The sequence below is a fragment of the Janthinobacterium sp. PAMC25594 genome, from assembly GCF_019443505.1.
In the GTDB taxonomy this organism is placed as follows: domain Bacteria; phylum Pseudomonadota; class Gammaproteobacteria; order Burkholderiales; family Burkholderiaceae_D; genus Janthinobacterium.
Map to the genome: position 1 here is coordinate 6,112,685 of NZ_CP080377.1, position 17,734 is coordinate 6,130,418.

General features: G+C 64.0%; 12 protein-coding genes and 1 tRNA gene. 10 read left to right on the forward strand and 3 right to left on the reverse strand.

All coding sequences use genetic code 11. From position 1 onward, the window contains the following. The first annotated feature begins 3 nt into the window (after positions 1-3). The gene (locus KY494_RS27430; RefSeq protein ID WP_219888970.1) at positions 4-1,764 is read left to right on the forward strand and encodes a S41 family peptidase; all 1,761 of its coding nucleotides are present in this window, start codon (positions 4-6) and stop codon (positions 1,762-1,764) included. A gap of 23 nt (positions 1,765-1,787) precedes the next feature. Here KY494_RS27430 and KY494_RS27435 read toward each other — a convergent pair whose 3' ends face one another. Continuing rightward, positions 1,788-3,503: a methyl-accepting chemotaxis protein gene (locus KY494_RS27435; protein WP_219888972.1), complete on the reverse strand. Its 1,716-nt coding sequence runs from the start codon at positions 3,501-3,503 to the stop codon at positions 1,788-1,790. 381 nt (positions 3,504-3,884) lie between these two features. Between KY494_RS27435 and KY494_RS27440 the strand changes: the two genes are divergently transcribed. The 9 genes from KY494_RS27440 (at position 3,885) to KY494_RS27480 (ending at position 16,566) form a co-directional block, all read left to right on the forward strand. Beyond that, the gene (locus tag KY494_RS27440) at positions 3,885-6,035 is read left to right on the forward strand and encodes a TonB-dependent siderophore receptor (protein ID WP_219888974.1); all 2,151 of its coding nucleotides are present in this window, start codon (positions 3,885-3,887) and stop codon (positions 6,033-6,035) included. Between the two features lie 281 nt (positions 6,036-6,316). Beyond that, a complete protein-coding gene (fdnG, locus tag KY494_RS27445) occupies positions 6,317-9,388 on the forward strand; it encodes a formate dehydrogenase-N subunit alpha (RefSeq protein WP_219888976.1) in 3,072 nt (1,023 codons plus the stop codon). 13 nt (positions 9,389-9,401) lie between these two features. Next, on the forward strand, positions 9,402-10,322 hold the full coding sequence (fdxH, locus tag KY494_RS27450; protein ID WP_219888978.1) for a formate dehydrogenase subunit beta: 921 nt from the start codon (positions 9,402-9,404) through the stop codon (positions 10,320-10,322). Next, the gene (locus KY494_RS27455) at positions 10,312-10,983 is read left to right on the forward strand and encodes a formate dehydrogenase subunit gamma (protein ID WP_219134533.1); all 672 of its coding nucleotides are present in this window, start codon (positions 10,312-10,314) and stop codon (positions 10,981-10,983) included. Before fdxH ends, KY494_RS27455 begins: the two co-directional genes overlap by 11 nt. Positions 10,984-11,168: 185 nt before the next feature. Next, on the forward strand, positions 11,169-12,224 hold the full coding sequence (gene fdhE, locus KY494_RS27460) for a formate dehydrogenase accessory protein FdhE (RefSeq protein ID WP_219888980.1): 1,056 nt from the start codon (positions 11,169-11,171) through the stop codon (positions 12,222-12,224). After that, entirely contained in the window at positions 12,221-13,630 is a 1,410-nt protein-coding gene (gene selA / locus KY494_RS27465) for an L-seryl-tRNA(Sec) selenium transferase (protein ID WP_219888982.1), read from the forward strand. The genes fdhE and selA overlap by 4 nt, the downstream gene beginning before the upstream one ends. Continuing rightward, positions 13,627-15,582 carry a selenocysteine-specific translation elongation factor gene (selB, locus tag KY494_RS27470; protein ID WP_219888984.1) on the forward strand — a complete coding sequence of 652 codons (1,956 nt, stop codon included), beginning with the start codon at positions 13,627-13,629 and terminating at the stop codon, positions 15,580-15,582. The genes selA and selB overlap by 4 nt, the downstream gene beginning before the upstream one ends. Positions 15,583-15,601: 19 nt before the next feature. After that, a tRNA-Sec gene (locus tag KY494_RS27475) sits at positions 15,602-15,697 on the forward strand. Positions 15,698-15,852: 155 nt separating this feature from the next. Beyond that, positions 15,853-16,566 carry an ABC transporter substrate-binding protein gene (locus KY494_RS27480; protein ID WP_257572107.1) on the forward strand — a complete coding sequence of 238 codons (714 nt, stop codon included), beginning with the start codon at positions 15,853-15,855 and terminating at the stop codon, positions 16,564-16,566. Between the two features lie 14 nt (positions 16,567-16,580). On the opposite strand, the gene KY494_RS27485 is transcribed toward KY494_RS27480, so the two are convergent. Beyond that, positions 16,581-17,321, reverse strand: a complete 741-nt coding sequence (locus tag KY494_RS27485; RefSeq protein WP_219134537.1) for a GGDEF domain-containing protein — start codon at positions 17,319-17,321, stop codon at positions 16,581-16,583. A 3-nt stretch (positions 17,322-17,324) separates the two neighbouring features. Further along, positions 17,325-17,723: a DUF1987 domain-containing protein gene (locus KY494_RS27490; protein WP_219134538.1), complete on the reverse strand. Its 399-nt coding sequence runs from the start codon at positions 17,721-17,723 to the stop codon at positions 17,325-17,327. Positions 17,724-17,734: the final 11 nt, after the last annotated feature.

The window sequence follows — 17,734 nt, forward strand, 5'->3', positions numbered from 1 at the left end:
TCGATGAAATGGATACCCTGTTTGCGGCTGGCGCGCTGGTGCATGCCAGCCATTGCCATTCTGTTCGTTGGTGCGGCACCCCTGGCTTTTGCGCAGGACGGCGGCCACGCCGCGTTTGATACCGATCACGCATTCGATGCCGGCTCGCGCATCGCGCTCGATGCCGTGACGCCAGCGCAAGTCGACAATCTCGCCGTGCTCGGCAAGGTATGGGGGTTCCTGAAATACCATCACCCCTTGATCACCGCAGGCGGGCGGCAGTGGGACTACGAACTCTTGCGTGTCATGCCCCGCATGCTGGCCGCGCCCGACAGGGCGGCGGGCGACGCCGTGCTGCGGGAATGGATCGCCGGTCTTGGGACACTTGCCGACTGCGACCCTTGTGCCGTCCCGGCGCAGGGCGAGCTGCATCTGCGTCCCGCACTGCAATGGCTGGACGATGCGAGCTTGCTCGGCGCCGGCCTGCGTGCCGATCTGCGGCACATTTATCTGCGCCGGCCGGCGTCGGCCAGCCAGTTTTATCTGCGCTTGCACGAGCAGCTGGGCAATCCCGTCTTTGAGCATGAGATCGCCTACGAGAATATAGCGCTGCCCGATGCCGGCTTTCAGTTGCTGGCCTTGTTTCGCTTCTGGAATATCATCGAATACTGGTCGCCCTACCGCGATATGACAGGCGAAAACTGGGATGACGTCCTGCGCCAGTCGCTGCCGCGTATCGCGCTGGCCAGGGACCGCGCCAGCTATCAGCTGGAAATGATGGCCGTGATCGCGCGCCTGCACGATACCCACAGCAATCTGTGGAGTTCGCTGCACGTGCGTCCGCCCGTGGGCGAGTGCCACTTGCCAGTCAAGCTGCGCTTCATCGACAACGGCGCCGTGGTGGTCGGCTACCGGGAAGCCGAAGCCGGGGCGGCGACGCGATTGCAGGTCGGCGACGTCATCGCCAGCGTCGATGGCGTGCCGGTGGCGCAACTGGTCGCCGCCTGGCGGCCCTACTATGCGGCATCGAATGAAGCGGCGCGGCTGCGCGACATGGCGGGCAAGCTGACGACTGGCGCTTGCGGTGAAACCCGGCTGCAGCTACGCCGCGAGCAGGGGGACGTGGAGTTGACGGTGCAGCGCGTGCCAGCCAGGCGGCAAGCGGGTGCGGATACGCATGACAGGGAAGGGGAAACGTTCCAGCGCCTGGGCGACGATATCGCCTACCTCAAGCTGTCGAACCTCAAGCGGGCCGACGTGGCGGCGCATATGGCAGCGGCGGCGGGCAGCCGCGGCCTGATTATCGATATACGCAACTACCCGCGCGAGTTTGTCGTCTTTGACCTGGGGGCCTACCTGGTCGAGCGGCCCACGGAGTTTGCCCGCTTTACCAAGGGCGACCTTGGCAACCCCGGCGCCTTCCACTGGACCGGGGCCGAGGTCTTGCGTCCGCAAGCGCCGCACTATGCGGGCAAGGTCATGCTGCTGGTCGATGAAGTCAGCCAGAGCCGGGCTGAGTACACGGCCATGGCCTTGCGCGTGGCGCCGCGCGCGAAGGTGGTCGGCAGCACCACGGCCGGCGCCGATGGCAATAGCTCGCGGTTTGCGCTGCCGGGCGGCTTGAGCACCCTGATCAGCGGCACCGGCGTGTTTTATCCGGACCGGCGCCCCACGCAGCGCGTGGGCATCATCCCCGATATCGAGGTCAGGCCCACGCTTGCCGGCATACGGGCCGGGCGCGACGAGGTGCTGGAGGCGGCTATTGCCGAGATACGCCGGCAATAGCTGTTCTTGCGGTTGATGCGGACTTAAAACTCTTCCCACTCGCCTTCGGCCGGCGCCGGCGCCTTGCCGCTCTTGCGCGTCACGGGCAGGCGCAGGGCAGGGGCCGAGGCCTTGCGGGCAGGCGCGGCCGGGGTTGCTGGCGCGGCCGGCGCGCTGCGCTGCGCCGCTTTCATGCTGAAACGGTCGGTCGCCGCCGCGTTGGCGTCCAGGCGGAACACGCTGACCACCTGCGCCAGTTCGCTCGCCTGTTCCTGCATCGCTTCGGCTGCGGCCGAGGCTTCTTCCACCAGCGCCGCATTTTGCTGGGTTACCTGGTCCATCTCGGAAATGGCCTGGTTGACTTGCTCGATGCCGGCGCTCTGCTCTTCGCTGGCGTTGCTGATCTCGCTCATGATGGAGGTGACGAAGCCGATGCTTTGCACGATTTCTTCCATCGTCTTGCCGGCCTTGTCGACCAGGTCCGTGCCCACGTCGACCTTTTGCACGGAGTCGTCGATCAAGCCCTTGATTTCTTTCGCCGCCGCCGCCGAGCGCTGCGCCAGGTTGCGCACCTCGGTTGCCACGACGGCGAAGCCGCGACCCTGTTCGCCGGCGCGGGCCGCTTCCACGGCCGCGTTCAGGGCCAGGATATTGGTCTGGAAGGCGATGCCGTCGATGACGGAAATGATGTCGACGATCTTCTTCGACGAGGTATTGATCTCGCCCATGGTGGCGACCACTTCGGCCACCACGGCGCCGCCGCGGCTGGCGATGCCGGCCGCGTCGCCGGCCAGTTTACTGGCCTGGCGCGCGTTGTCGGCATTCTGTTTCACGGTCGAGGTCAATTCTTCCATCGACGAGGCCGTTTCTTCCAGCGAGCTGGCTTGCTGTTCCGTGCGCGACGACAGGTCCTGGTTGCCGGCGGCAATTTCCGCGGACGCCGTGGCGATGGTGTCGGTGCCGCTGCGTACCTGGCCGACGATGCCGACCAGGCTGTCGTTCATGGTTTTCAGTGCATGCATCAGCTGGCCCGTTTCATCGCGGCCCTGCACCGTGATGACACTGCTCAGGTCGCCCGCTGCCACGGTTTCCGCGACTTTCACGGCGGCGCGGATGGGGCCGGTGATCGAACGCGTGATCCACCAGGCGAAACCGATGCCCATCAGCACGGCCAGCACGCCCATGGTGATCAGGAAGATGCGGGTGCTGCTGTAGGCCTCGATGATGCTGTTGCCGACGCCGTCGGCCGCCTTGATCTGCATGCCGGCAAAGCGTTTTACTTCGGCCAGGTAAGCCACGGTGATCGGCGCGACTTCCTTCTCGAACACTTCCTTGGCACCCGCCACGTCGCCGTCGGCCTTCATCTTGAAGGCGCGTGCGCGCGTCGTCACATAATCGGTGCGCACCTTGCGCACGACCTTGAACTGCTCGATCACGGCAGGGTTGAGCAGCGAGGCGATGATGTCGTCCTGCAGCTTGCTGGAGCGGTCCGCATCGACTTTCAAGTCTGCCTCGATCTTGGCGCGCACGACAGGATCGGTGATTTCAAACGAGGCCACGCCGCGCACGCTGTTCAATTCAATGATCTTCGACCATTCGGCCACCATGCGCTGGTTCTTGATGCTGGTATTGATGAGGCGGTAGGTCAGGTCGCTGGCCGTTTGCATGCGCACCAGGGCGGTGATGGTCAAGGCGGCAAGCAACAGCAATACGACAGCAAAGCCGACGCCAAGGCGGCTGCCGATGTTCAGGTTTTTCATGTAATTCCTAACAATTTAATAGTCATGATCGCCGCCGCCAGCAGGGGCGGACAGGCGCCGCAAGGCGCAGGGGATCGGGGTCTTCGGGTGCCGCGTGATTGCATTGCGGCGCGCCGCGCTGTGCACGGCGTTGGAGGTAAAGCAAGGGGTGTGGCGGCCTGGGATGCCGCTAACCAGCAACCGCAAGTATAGCATTGACGCACGGAAATAGTTTTTTACGGCAATTTTAATTACTTATTGATATTAACTCATTGTTGCTTTTTTACATCAAGTACCTGATTCATAAGTACTATCACTTACATTTCGCCTTACTTTTCGCCGCGCCGGCTGATAAAATACTAATGATAATCATTCGTATTAAATAATCGACCAGGGAATTGTATGCAGCAACAGCGCAAGCCAGGATGTAAACCGATCACCATCGCCGTACTGGGCGCCTTGACCTTTGGCGCCACGCCATTGGCGGCCTGGGCACAGGAAAGCTTGCCCGCCGTCACCGTGACGGCGTCGAAGGACAACAATGGCTATGTCGCCGCCACGTCCGCCAGCGGTACCAAGACGGAAATGGCCCTGCGCGACGTGCCGCAGACGATCAACGTGGTGCCGGCCGCCGTCATCCGCGACCAGAACGCCATGTCGATCCAGGACATCATGAAGAACATCCCCGGCGTGGGCTTGTCCACCGGCGATGGCCAGCGCGACCAGGTGTTCATCCGCGGCTTCACGGCCATCGGCGACCAGTTCGTCGACGGCTTCCGCGATGACGCCCTGTATTTCCGCGACCTGTCGAATGTGGAGCGACTGGAAGTGATCAAGGGGCCGGCCGCCGTGCTGTACGGCCGCGGCTCCTCGGGCGGCCTGGTGAACCGCATCACCAAAAAGCCCGGCATCGATATCACGGACGTGGCCCTGAGCCTGACGAATACAAAAGGGCGCCGCGGCGAAGTCGACGTGGGCAGAGTGGGCGAGACGGTGGACTGGCGCGTCACGGGCGCGCGCGAAGTGTCCGACAGCTACCGCGACCAGCAATTCATCAACCGCACGGCGATCGCGCCTTCCGTGGCCATCCGCCTGTCGAGCGCGACGAAACTGCTGCTGCAGGGCGACTATCTGGAAGACCGCCGCCTGACGGACTTCGGCATCCCGTCCTGGCATGGCCGTCCCGTCGCCGTCGATGCGGGCACCTATTATGGCGCCGCCAACGCCCGCGATGCGGACTTCAGCCAGTCGCGCGTGGTCTCCACGGCCGCCACCCTGACGCACAAGTTCAGCGAGTCCTTGTCGTTGCGCAATGCCTTCCGCTATTACGATTACCACCTGGACCGCAACAACACGAATATTTCCGGCAACGTCAACGAAGTCAAAGGCACGATGAACCTCGGTCACGCCAAGCTGAACCGCGACGAGAGCGGCTGGTTCAACCAGACGGAACTGACGCAAAAACTGGTCACGGGCAGCCTGCGCCACGAAGTGCTGTACGGCGCCGAGTTCGGCAAGCAAAACAAGGATGCCAACAGCTGGGCTTCGACCGTGGTGGCGACGAATGTGTCGATCTTCAATCCTGTCCTGCCCGTCGTCGATCGCAGCAAACTGGGCGCGCGCAGCGATACCTTCGGTACCTACGACACGGCCGCCGCCTACGTGCAGGATGCCATTGCGTTCAGCGACGAGTGGAAGGCGCTGGCCGGCCTGCGCTACGACCGGTATAAACAGCAGTCGCGCCTGGCCAATGCGCTTGGTGTGACGACGGCGGACCTGTCACGCACGGATGCGGCCTACAGCCCCCGCGCCGGCCTCGTCTGGCAACCGGGCGCGACGCAGTCGTACTACGCGTCGTGGAGCCGCTCGTTCCAGCCCAGTGGCGAGAATTTCGCCCTGGCCGCGAATAACGCCGACCTGGCGCCGGAAACCACGCGCAACACGGAAGTGGGCGCCAAGTACGAGCTGTGGGGCGGCCGCGCGAATGCCACCGTGTCGCTGTTCCGCCTGGAGCGCGACAACATCAAGACCAGCGACCCCATCACGAACCGCATCGTGCCCGTCGGCACGCAGCGCACGGACGGCCTGGAACTGACCTTCAACGCGGACTTGCATGACGGCTGGAAAATGATGGCCGGCTATGCTTGGCTGGACGCCACCATCACCGACTCCATCGCCGTCGACAAGAGCGTCAATGTGCCGGGCGGCATCATTGCCAGAGAAGTGCCGGTCAAAGGCAAGCGCGCCACCCTGACCGCGCGCAACACGGCCAATCTGTGGCTGACGAAAGACCTGGGCCACGGCTTCACGGTGGGCGGCGGCGCGAATGCCGTCGGCAGCCGTTTCGCCAATCCGGGCAACACGGTGGTCTTGCCCGGCTACGTGACGGCCGACGCCATGGCCGCATACCGCACGGGCCGCTATGAAGTGCAGTTGAACGTCAACAATATCGGCGACACGCGCTACATCGTGTCGGGCCACGGTTCCAGCCCGAACCTGAGCTTGCCGGGTGCGCCGCGCAACGTGGCGCTGACCTTGCGCTACAGCCTGTAAATTAGCTTGCAAGTTCGGTCTCGCCCATGAAAAACCCGCTTGCGAGCAGGTTTTTCATGGCGGGAGCTACGTCGGGCAGGCTGGGATTGTTTAGAGGAACTATTCAGTACCGCTCAAATAATGTTGACTATGTGCAATTTTCTCCGGCGGACTGAGCCTTGATGAGGTTTGAGGGGTAAAATACTGTCATACGGCATAGGCATGGTGCTTATATCTTGGTGATATGACACTACCACGACGCCGTATGACTTTTTATTTACTCACATCATAGAGGCCTGAATATGGTTCAGATGTCCAGGCGCCAGTTCCTTCGGGTAACTGGCGCGACCATTGCTGGTTCCAGCCTCGCCCTGCTCGGTTTCGCACCGGGCCAGGCGATGGCGGAAGTGCGGCAATACAAGCTGTCTCGCACCACCGAGACACGCAATACCTGTCCTTACTGTTCGGTAGGATGTGGCGTCCTGCTGTATGGTCTGGGCGACGGTGCGAAAAATGCCGTCTCCAGCATCATCCACGTGGAAGGCGATGCCGATCATCCGGTGAACCGCGGCACCCTGTGCCCGAAAGGCGCCAGCCTGGTCGACTTCATCCACAGCCCGAACCGCCTGAAAGTGCCCGAATACCGCGCGCCGGGCGGCACGGAATGGCAACCGATCTCCTGGGATGTGGCGCTCGACAAGATCGCGCGCCTGATGAAGGATGACCGCGACGCCAACCTGATCGAAAAGAATGCCGACGGCAAGACCGTCAACCGCTGGCTCTCCACCGGCATGCTGGCCGCGTCCGCCGGCAGCAACGAGGTCGGGTATCTGACCCACAAGACAGTGCGCAGCATGGGAATGCTGACCTTTGATAATCAGGCGCGTGTATGACACGGACCGACGGTGGCAGGTCTTGCCCCGACGTTTGGCCGTGGCGCGATGACGAATCATTGGGTCGATATCAAGAATGCCGATGTGATTTTGGTCATGGGCGGCAATGCAGCAGAAGCACATCCTTGCGGATTCAAATGGGTCACGGAAGCGAAGGCGCATAACAAGGCCAAGCTGATCGTTGTCGATCCGCGTTTTACCCGTACCGCATCCGTGGCGGATTACTACTGCGCCACGCGTACCGGCACGGACATCGTCTTCCTCGGCGCGATCATCAATTATCTGCTGACGAACGACAAGATCCAGCATGAGTACGTGCGCAACTACACGGACATGCCCTTCATCGTGCGCGAAGACTATGCGTTCGAAGATGGCCTGTTTTCGGGTTTCGACAAGGAAAAAGGCAAGTACACCGACAAGGCCACCTGGGATTACGAGATCGGCGACGACGGCTATGCCAAGGTCGACCCGACCCTGGAACACCCGCGCTGCGTCTACCAGATGATGAAGAAGCACTACTCACGTTACACGACCGAAATGGTCGAACGGACGTGCGGCGTGTCGCCCGACAAGTTCCACAAGGTGGCGGAAGCCCTGGCTTCGACCGCCGTGCCGGGACGCGCCGGCACCATCCTGTACGCGCTGGGCTGGACGCACCACTCGACGGGCGCGCAAACCATCCGCACGGGCGCCATGGTGCAGTTGCTGTTGGGTAACATGGGTATCGCGGGCGGCGGCATGAACGCCTTGCGCGGCCACTCGAACATCCAGGGCTTGACCGACCTGGGCCTGATGTCGAACCTGTTGCCGGGTTACATGACCCTGCCCAACGAGGGCGAGCAGGATTTCGATGCGTATATCGCTGCGCGCGCCACCAAGCCGCTGCGGCCGAACCAGCTCAGCTACTGGAGCAATTACCGCAAGTTCCACGTCAGCTTCATGAAGACGTGGTGGGGTGATTTCGCCACGGCCGAGAACAATTACGCCTTCGATTACCTGCCGAAACTCGACAAGCCGTATGACTTGATGCAAGCCATCGAGAACATGCACCAAGGCAAGATGACGGGCTATATCTGCCAGGGCTTCAATGTGCTGGCGTCCGCGCCGAACAAGCAGAAGGTCACGGAAGCGCTGTCGAAGCTGAAGTTCCTCGTCATCATGGACCCGCTGGCCGTGGAAACGGGCGAATTCTGGAAGCCGCACGGGCAATACCATGAAGTCGATCCCACCAAGATCATGACGGAAGTGTTCCGCTTGCCGACCAGCTGCTTCGCCGAAGAACGCGGTTCGCTGGTGAGCTCTTCGCGCGTGCTGCAGTGGCACTGGCAGGCGGCCGAACCGCCGGGCCAGGCGCGCAGCGACCTGGAAATCATGTCGGGCCTGTTCTTGCGCATGCGCAGCATGTACAAGAAAGAGGGCGGCAAGTTCCCCGATCCTATACTCAACCTGACGTGGAATTATGCGCAGCCGGAGAACCCGCAGCCGGAAGAAATCGCCCGCGAATTCAACGGCAAGGCGCTGGCCGACTTGTACGATCCGAAGGACGCGACCAAGCTGCTGGTGAAAAAGGGCGAGCAGCTGGCCTCGTTTGCGCAATTGCGCGACGACGGCACCACCACCAGCGGTTGCTGGATCTTCGCCGGCAGCTGGACGCAGGCGGGCAACCAGATGGGACGGCGCGACAATAGCGACCCGACCGGCATCGGCCAGACCCTGGGCTGGGCCTGGGCGTGGCCGGCGAACCGCCGCGTGCTGTACAACCGCGCTTCATGCGACTTGAAGGGCAAGCCGTTCGATCCGACGCGCAAGTTGATCGAATGGAATGGCACCAACTGGAGCGGGGCCGATATTCCCGACTTCAAGGTCGACGAACCGCCGGAAAACGGCATGGGTCCGTTCATCATGCTGGGCGAAGGCGTGGCGCGCTTCTTTGCGCGCGGCGCCATGGCCGAAGGACCGTTCCCCGAGCATTACGAGCCGTTCGAAAATCCGCTGGGCTACAACCCCATGCATCCGAAAAACCCGCAGGCGACCAGCAATCCGGCCGCGCGCGTGTTCGCCGATGACCGGAAAATGTTCGGCACGCATGAGGAATATCCGCATGTGGCGACCAGCTACCGCCTGACCGAGCATTTCCATTACTGGACCAAGCATGCGCGCCTGAATGCCATCATCCAGCCGCAGCAATTCGTTGAAATCGGCGAAGAGCTGGCCAAGAGCATCGGCGTCGTTGCTGGCGGTGAAGTGCGCGTCAGTTCCAAACGGGGGCACATCATCGCCAAGGCCGTGGTTACCAAGCGCATCAAGGCGTTGATGATCGAGGGCAAGCAGGTGCATACCGTGGGCCTGCCGCTGCACTGGGGCTTTACGGGCGTGGCCAAGCCGGGGTATCTGATCAATACCCTGACACCGGGCGTGGGGGATGCGAATTCGCAAACGCCGGAATTCAAGTCCTTCCTCGTGAAGGTGGAAAAAGCATGATGGGAGCTCAATAATGGCACTGCAATCCTTAGATATCCGGCGCCTGTCGGCGACCACGGTGACACCGCCGCAAGCGCGCAGCCCGGTGACGGGCACCGTGGCCAAGCTGATCGATGTGTCGAAATGCATCGGCTGCAAGGCTTGCCAGACGGCGTGCATGGAATGGAACGACTTGCGCGACGAAGTCGGTGAAAACCATGGCACCTATGATAATCCGACGGACCTGACGCCGCAATCGTGGACGGTGATGCGTTTTGCCGAACACGAAGACAACGACGGCAACCTCGAGTGGCTGATCCGCAAGGATGGCTGCATGCACTGCGAGGACCCGGGCTGTTTGAAAGCCTGTCCGGCGCCGGGCGCCATCGTGCAGTACACGAATGGCATCGTGGATTTCCACCAGGAAAACTGCATCGGCTGCGGCTACTGCGTGGCCGGCTGTCCTTTCGACGTGCCCCGCATTTCGAAAAAGGACGACCGCGCCTACAAGTGCACCTTGTGCTCGGACCGCGTGGCCGTGGGCCAGGAACCGGCCTGCGTGAAAACCTGCCCGACGGGCGCCATTCTCTTCGGCACCAAGGAAGACATGAAGGTGCATGCGGAAGAACGCATCGTCGACCTGAAGTCGCGCGGTTTCGAGAACGCGGGCCTGTACGATCCGCTGGGCGTGGGCGGCACGCACGTGATGTACGTGCTGCACCATGCCGACAAGCCGAAGCTGTATTCGAACTTGCCGGAACGCCCGCGCATCAGCCCGATGGTGGGCTTCTGGAAGGGCTGGTCCAAGCCGCTGGCGGTGGCCGGCATGGCTGCCACGGCACTGGCAGGCTTCTTCCATTACACGCGTGTCGGTCCGAACGAAGTGAACAAGGACGAAGAGCACGAAGCCTTGGAAGAGGCCAGGCGCATCCGGGAGGAACAGCATGAAGCATAGTGACCTTCACGATGGCAAGCTGCGCGACAAGGATGGCAATCCCTTGATCGAACGCTACAACCCGAACGAGCGCACGAATCACTGGGTGACCGCCATCACCTTCGTCATGCTGGCGCTGTCCGGCCTGGCCATGTTCCATCCTTCGATGGCGTGGCTGGCGAACCTGTTTGGCGGCGGGCAATGGACGCGCATCCTGCATCCGTTTGCCGGCCTGGTGATGTTTGTCTCGTTCGCGATCCTGGTGGTGCGCTTCTGGCACCACAACAAGTTCGAGGACGGCGACAAACAGTGGCTGAAACAGATGGATGACGTGCTCAACAACCGCGAAGACAAGCTGCCGAAGATCGGCAAATACAATGCCGGCCAGAAGATCCTGTTCTTCGCGCTGCTGGCCAGCATGATCGGCTTGCTGCTGTCGGGCATCGTGATCTGGCGCGCGTATTTCGCGTTCTATTTCCCGATCGACGTGGTGCGCTTTGCCGCCTTGCTGCATGCCGGTTGTGCGTTTGCCATCATCTGCGCCATCATCGTGCACATCTACGCGGCGATCTGGGTCAAGGGCTCGATCGGCGCCATGGTGCGCGGCACCGTCACCTACGGCTGGGCGCGCAAGCACCATCCGAAGTGGTTTGAAGCGGTGATCCGTCATACGGAAAAGTAAGCAGAAGGGTAGGTCGGCTTAGCTTCGCGTAAGCCGACATGCTCCGCCGCCGGCGTTTTTCTCTGCCAGCGACAGCCAGGGCCAGTCCCCCAGGACTGGCCCCTTTCTTTTTATCGATTAAAATACTTTTACAGCACAGCCAACTCCGCTGGCTCTGCCTTGCTTTTTTTGATGGGAAAACTCCATTGGTACAACGCATTCTTCAGCCAGGCGAAATCGAAGGCCTGGACCACAACGCGATTCCGCGCCTGCTGCTGCCGCAGCCTGACAGCCTGTTCAAGGCGCGCGCCTTGCGCTTGCGCGAACTGGCGCAGGGCAAGATCAAGGGCATCCCCGTCGACGCGGGCATGCAGGGTTACCTGGTGCTGATGGCCGCGCTGGCCGACGCGCAGGCCGCCGTGGTGGGAAAACTGGCGCCCGGCGCCGTGCCCGCCGCCGACCCCGACGCGCTGCGCCGCGCGATGCAGCACCGCATGCCCGTGTTGCCCGTGAATGGCGCCCGTCCGCCCGTCTGGCGCGACATCTTTGCCAGCCTGCTCGATGAATTGGCCGCCACGGCGGCCAGCCAGCCGGCATTATCGGGCGGCCTGACCCAGGTGCTGGCCCAGCTGCGCGCGCTCGACGCGCCAGCGCTGGACGCCTGCGCCGATGCCGTGCTCGATGAAAACGGCGACAACCTCAATCCCATGCACGCGCCGTTCGTCGCCGCCGCGCTGCAGATTTTATGGTCGGTGTCGGCCAGCGAACTGCGCGCCGCGCGCGTGCCGGACCTGGAAACGGGCACCCTGTGCCCCGTCTGCGGTTCGCATCCCGTCGCCAGCGTGATCCGCATCGGCGGCCAGTCGCAGGGCTACCGCTATCTGCACTGCGGCATTTGCGAAAGCGAATGGCATATGGTGCGCGTGAAGTGCTCGACCTGCGAACAGAATGGCAAGATCGCCTACCAGGGCCTGGACGCGGCCGACGCAAAGCCGTTCGACCCCGTGGCGGCCAAGGACGACAAATTGCCCAACAAGGCGAATGATCCTAAAAAAGTGGCGCGCGCGGAAACCTGCGACGATTGCCATACCTATCGCAAAGTCTTCAACCAGGAACACGATTACAACGTCGAGCCGCTGGCCGACGACCTGGCCAGCCTGATGCTCGACCTGCTGGTGGGCGAAGCGGGCTACCAGCGCGCCAGCGGCAATCCGCTGCTGTGGCTGGGGAAGAACGACAGCGGCGAGGGCCAGCCAGCATGACGACGGGGCAAACCGTGCGCCTGCCGTCGGTGGACCGCATCCTGGGCGACGCGGCTTGCCTGGCCCTGATAGCACACTACGGCCGCGTGCAGACCCTGGCCTGCGCGCGCGCCGTGCTGGCCGAACTGCGTACCGCCATGCTGGCGGGGGCCGTGTGCGAAGAGGGCGCATCGAGCGCCGCCATCGTCGCGCAAATGGACGAACGCCTGCAATCGCAATCGCGCTCGCGGCTGCGCGCCGTGTTCAACCTGACGGGCACCGTGCTGCACACGAACCTGGGCCGCGCGCTGCTGCCCGACGCCGCCGTGCAAGCGGTGGTGGAAGCGCTGCAGTGGCCGATGAACCTGGAATTTGACCTGGAAACGGGCAAGCGCGGCGACCGCGACGACCTGGTCGAGGAACTGCTGCGCGAACTGACGGGGGCCGAAGCGGCCACCATCGTCAACAACAACGCGGCCGCCGTGCTGCTGATGTTGAATACCCTGGCGCAGAATAAAGAGGTGATCGTTTCGCGCGGGGAGCTGGTGGAAATCGGCGGCGCCTTCCGCATCCCCGACGTGATGACGCGCGCGGGCGCTGTGCTGCGCGAAGTGGGCAGCACCAACCGCACCCACCTGGCCGATTACGCGAATGGCGTGAATGAAGACACGGCCCTCTTGATGAAGGTCCATTGCAGCAATTACGCCATTACCGGTTTCACGAAAAGCGTGGAACTCGATGAACTCGCGCCGCTGGCGGCAAAACACGGCGTGCCGACGGCGGTGGACCTGGGCAGCGGTACCCTGGTCGACCTGGCGCAGTATGGCTTGCCGCATGAAACGACGGTGCGCGAAACCATCGCGGCGGGCGCCGACCTGGTCACCTTCAGCGGCGATAAACTGCTGGGCGGCCCGCAATGCGGCGTCATCGTCGGGCGCGCCGACCTGATCGCGAAGATCAAGCGCAACCCCCTGAAACGCGCGCTGCGGGTCGGCAAGCTGACCCTGGCCGCATTGGCCCCGGTGCTGCAGCTGTACCGCGCGCCGGACTTGCTGGCCGAACGCCTGACCACCTTGCGCCTGCTGACGCGCCCCGCGGCCGCCATGCGCGCGCAGGCGCAAACCCTGCTGCCGCTGCTGCAAGGCGCGCTGGGCAACGCTTACGTGGTGACGGCCGAAGCGATGAAAAGCCAGATCGGCAGTGGCGCCTTGCCCGTCGACCAGCTGCCCAGTTTTGGCCTGGCCGTCCGCAGCGCGCCCGCTTCGCGCCTGAGCAATCCCCTGGGAACGCTGGAGCAGCGCCTGCGCGCCTTGCCGTGTCCCGTGATCGGGCGCATCGGCCAGGACACCCTGTGGCTGGACCTGCGCTGCCTGGAAGCGGCGCACGAGACGGCCTTCATCGCGCAGCTCGCCGAGTTGTCCGCATGATCGTCGGCACCGCAGGCCATATCGACCATGGCAAGACGACGCTCACGCGCGCGCTGACGGGCGTGCACACGGACCGCCTGAAGGAAGAACAGGCGCGCGGCATTTCGATAGAACTCGGTTATGCCTACCTGCCGCTGGCCGACGGCACGGTGCTGGGCGTGATCGACGTGCCGGGCCATGAAAAATTCATCCGCACCATGGCGTCCGGCGTGACGGGCATCGACTTCGCCTTGCTGGTGGTGGCGGCCGACGACGGCATCATGCCGCAGACGCACGAGCACCTGGCCATTTTGCGGCTGCTGGGCGTGACGCGCGGCGCCGTGGCGCTGACCAAGATCGACCGCGCCGATGGCGCCCGCGTGGCGCAGGTGGAGCTTGAGATCGAGGCGCTGCTGGCCGGTACGCCGCTGGCGGGCAGCCCGATCTTCCCCACGGCCGCCAGCCGCGACAACGATCCCGGCGTGGCCGCCTTGCTGGCGCACCTGACGCAGGTGGCGCGCAGCCTGCCGCAGCGCGACGAGCGGCGCCTGTTCCGCCTGGGCGTGGACCGCGTGTTCACCTTGTCGGGACAGGGCACCATCGTCACCGGCACGGCGCTGGCGGGACGCGCGCAGGTTGGTGACATGCTGCAACTGGCGCCTGGCGGCGCGCAAGCGCGCGTGCGCAGCATCCATGCGCAGAACCGCGCGGCCGAGACGGGCATGGCGGGCCAGCGTCTGGCGCTGAACCTGGCCGGCATCGAGCGCGAACGCATCGAGCGGGGCAACTGGATCGTCGCGCCCGAGCTGGCGCAGTGTTCCGAGCGCCTCGACGTGGAACTGACCCTGCTGCCCGACGCCGGCGTGCAATTGAAAGCCTGGTCGCCGCTGCACGTGCACCTGGGCGCGGCGCACCAGCTGGCGCGCGCCGTCATGCTCGATGGCGAGACCCTGTCACCGGGGCAGACGGGCAGGGTACAGCTGGTGTTCGAGACGCCCATGCACGGCGTGCCCGGCGACCGTTTTGTGGTGCGCAATGCGCAAGCGACGCAGACGGTGGGTGGCGGCATGGTGCTCGATCCGTTCGGCCCCGCGCGCAAGCGGCGCAGCCCGGCCAGGCTGGCCTGGCTGGACGCGCTGGCCGCCTTTGTGGCGCACGGCGATATCGCTGCCTTGCTGGCGCAAAGCCCGCTGGGCTTGCGCGAGTCGCTGCTGGTGCGCCTGTCGCTGCTGCCGGCGAACGCCATCGCGCTGCCGGCCGACACGCGGCGCATCGCCCTGCGCGGTGGCGACGCCCTGCTGCTGGCGCCGTCGGCGCAGGTGGCGCTGGAACAGCGCGTGCTGGCCGCCCTGGCGGTGTTCCATGCGCGCGCGCCCGACGAGGCGGGGCCGGAACTGTGGCGCCTGAAGCGCATCGTCGATGCGGAGATGGAAGACGCCTTGTGGAGCCACCTGGTTGAAGGCTTGCTGGCGCGCGGCGAGGTGCTGGCGCGCGGCGCCAGCCTGCATCTGCCGACGCACAGCGTGGAATTGACGCCGCAGGAGCAGGCGGTCGCCGAACCCTTGCTGGCAGCGTTGCAGCAGGGGCGCTTCGAGCCGCCGTGGACGCGCGATCTGGCGCGCGACTTCGGCCTGGCCGAGGATGACGCGCGCCGGCTGTTGCGTAAACTTGCCAAGGCAGGGCAGATCAGCCAGGTCGTGCACGACCTGTTCTATCACCAGGCGGCGCTGGCCGAGCTGGCGCAGCTGGTGCGGGATCTGGCGCAAAAAGCCGAAGAGGAAGCAAGCCTTGCGCCCGGTTCCGGCGCCGTCAGCGCGGCCGTGTTCCGCGACGCAAGCGGTCTGGGCCGCAAGCGGGCGATCCAGGTTCTGGAGTTCTTCGACCGCGTCGGTTATACTCGCCGTGTTGGCAATGGGCATCTATTGCGCCCGCAGGCGCTATGGTCCTATACGGCAGCCTTGCCCAACAGCTAAGTATTAGCTCAGGCACCGCGGAAAGCACACTCATCCGGTGATGTGGCCGGGCTTCAAACCCGGTGGAGGGCGTCAGACGTTCTCCCGTAGGTTCGACTCCTACTGTTTTCCGCCAGTGATTCTTCCCTTTCTCCCTGCATGGCGATCGTCCCGGCGTTGACCTGTTGTCACGTTGCAGAAAATAAATGGTGTAATTGATAATATGCGACGATGCTGGCGCGGGCCGATGGTAACATCGGCGGAAATCCCCTGTAGCAGATGAAAGCAAGCATGAAACAAGCAAGCATGGCACGGCTGCTGGCAGTGGCGCTGCTGATGCCGGCGCTGGCCGTGGCGGCTGGTCTGCGCATCGTCGGCGAGCACTTGCCGCCATCGAGCATGATGGAAGGCAATGTCGTCGTGGGACGTGAAACGACGAAGGTGCGCGACATCATGGCGCGCGCCGGCATCGCCTACAGTATTGAATTGCTGCCGTGGAAGCGCGCGTATGCGCAGGCGCTGCGCGAAGCCGACACCTGCATCTTTTCCACCAGCCGCACGCAAGAGCGCGAAGCACAATTTCGCTGGATCGGTCCCCTCAACGAAGCGGAGTGGATACTGTATGGCCTGGCCGAGCGGCATCTGACGCTGCGTACCCTGGCCGATGCGCGCGGCCTGGTGATCGGCACGGTGCTCGGTGACGCGCGCGACGACTACCTGCGCCAGCACGGCATGAACGTGGCGCCCGTGACGCAGGAGTGGCTCAATCCGCAAAAGCTGCTGCTGGGGCGCATCGACCTGTGGGCAGTGGGCATGGCGGTGGGCAGCAAGCCGTTTGCCGGCAAGGAGTGGGAGGGCAAGGTGGAACCGCTGCTGACCTTCAACCGCGTGCAGACTTACCTGGCCTGTAACCTCAAGGTGCCCGAGGCGCAGGTGGCTGCCATGCAGCGCGCCGCTGCCGCCATGCGTCGCGACGGCAGCATGGCGCGCGAGCATCATCGCTGATTCACTGCGCTGATTCAGCTCTCCAGCCACTGGCGCACGCAGTTGCGTCCTTCGCGCTTGGCCTGGTACAGGGCCTGGTCCGCATGGCTGTAGGCCGTCTCGAACGGCGTGCCGACGCGGTTCCAGCTCAGGCCCACGCTGACGGTGATGGCGCGCGTGATGGGCGCCGCATGGCGCTGGCGGCCGACGCTTTCGCAGATGCGCTGCGCGATTTGCGCCGCCTCGTCGCGCGAAGAGGTGGGCCAGACCACGGAAAACTCTTCACCGCCAACCCGGCCGATGGCCGTCTCCTGTCCCAATAATCCCTTCAGGCAGTCGACCACGGCCTGGATCACGCCGTCGCCGGCCGGGTGGCCGAAATCGTCGTTGACCTGCTTGAACAGGTCGATGTCGAGCACGATCAGGGCCATGTCGCCCTGCGCCAGGCAGCGCGAGGCATGCTCGATCACGGCGCCGCGATTCAGGGCGCCCGTCAGCGGGTCGTGCGTGGCGCGGTATTCGAGCTGGCCGGCCAGGGTTTGCAATTGCCGGTTCAGCAAATGCATGTCGCGCTCGGCGCGGTCGCTGCGGCCGATCAGCCGGCGCGTCTCGCGCATCAGGCGCTCGTAGTGAACGATCAGTTCACCGAGCACGCGGCGCTGCGCCTCGCCGCTGGCGTGAATGTCGGCGTGCATGCGCCGCGCGGCCGCCAGCGCCGCCGCTTCCACGGTGAACAGGTCGGGTTCCAGGCCGGACTCGGAGATGGCGGCGCGCATGCTCTAGCTGCCTCGCACGGGGTGGTCGCGGAAATCGAGCGCCGTGAAATCCTGCTGCAGCTCCTGGCCGAACTCCAGGATGGTGTCGTCGTCTTCGTCGTGATACCAGTTCAGGCGTACCTGGTTGCCGTCGATGGCGGCCTGGTTCAGGGTGTCGAACAGGGTAAACAGCATCTTCGTGCTGGAGCTGTTGAAGTAGGCCAGCGAGACGTTGACGGTGATGGCGCTCTCGCGGCAGGCGTCCAGGTAGGCGCGCACGGTGGCGATCAGCGGGCCATAGAAGGCGGCCGCGTTTTCCGGATAGGACTCGCCCTTGATCGACAGGGTGTGCTGCTCGAAACGGAAGTCGATTTCGGGCGAACTCGGGGTCGCGGCGATGAACAGTGGTGACGGTAATTGCATATGCTTTCCTG

What these genes read in the sequence shown, in the direction of transcription:
- KY494_RS27430 (WP_219888970.1), top strand. Translation starts at nt 4, where the DNA reads ATGAAATGGATACCCTGTTTGCGGCTGGCGCGCTGGTGCATGCCAGCC.
- KY494_RS27435 (WP_219888972.1), bottom strand. Translation starts at nt 3,503, where the DNA reads ATGAAAAACCTGAACATCGGCAGCCGCCTTGGCGTCGGCTTTGCTGTC.
- KY494_RS27440 (WP_219888974.1), top strand. Translation starts at nt 3,885, where the DNA reads ATGCAGCAACAGCGCAAGCCAGGATGTAAACCGATCACCATCGCCGTA.
- fdxH (WP_219888978.1), top strand. Translation starts at nt 9,402, where the DNA reads ATGGCACTGCAATCCTTAGATATCCGGCGCCTGTCGGCGACCACGGTG.
- KY494_RS27455 (WP_219134533.1), top strand. Translation starts at nt 10,312, where the DNA reads ATGAAGCATAGTGACCTTCACGATGGCAAGCTGCGCGACAAGGATGGC.
- selA (WP_219888982.1), top strand. Translation starts at nt 12,221, where the DNA reads ATGACGACGGGGCAAACCGTGCGCCTGCCGTCGGTGGACCGCATCCTG.
- selB (WP_219888984.1), top strand. Translation starts at nt 13,627, where the DNA reads ATGATCGTCGGCACCGCAGGCCATATCGACCATGGCAAGACGACGCTC.
- KY494_RS27480 (WP_257572107.1), top strand. Translation starts at nt 15,853, where the DNA reads ATGAAACAAGCAAGCATGGCACGGCTGCTGGCAGTGGCGCTGCTGATG.
- KY494_RS27485 (WP_219134537.1), bottom strand. Translation starts at nt 17,321, where the DNA reads ATGCGCGCCGCCATCTCCGAGTCCGGCCTGGAACCCGACCTGTTCACC.
- KY494_RS27490 (WP_219134538.1), bottom strand. Translation starts at nt 17,723, where the DNA reads ATGCAATTACCGTCACCACTGTTCATCGCCGCGACCCCGAGTTCGCCC.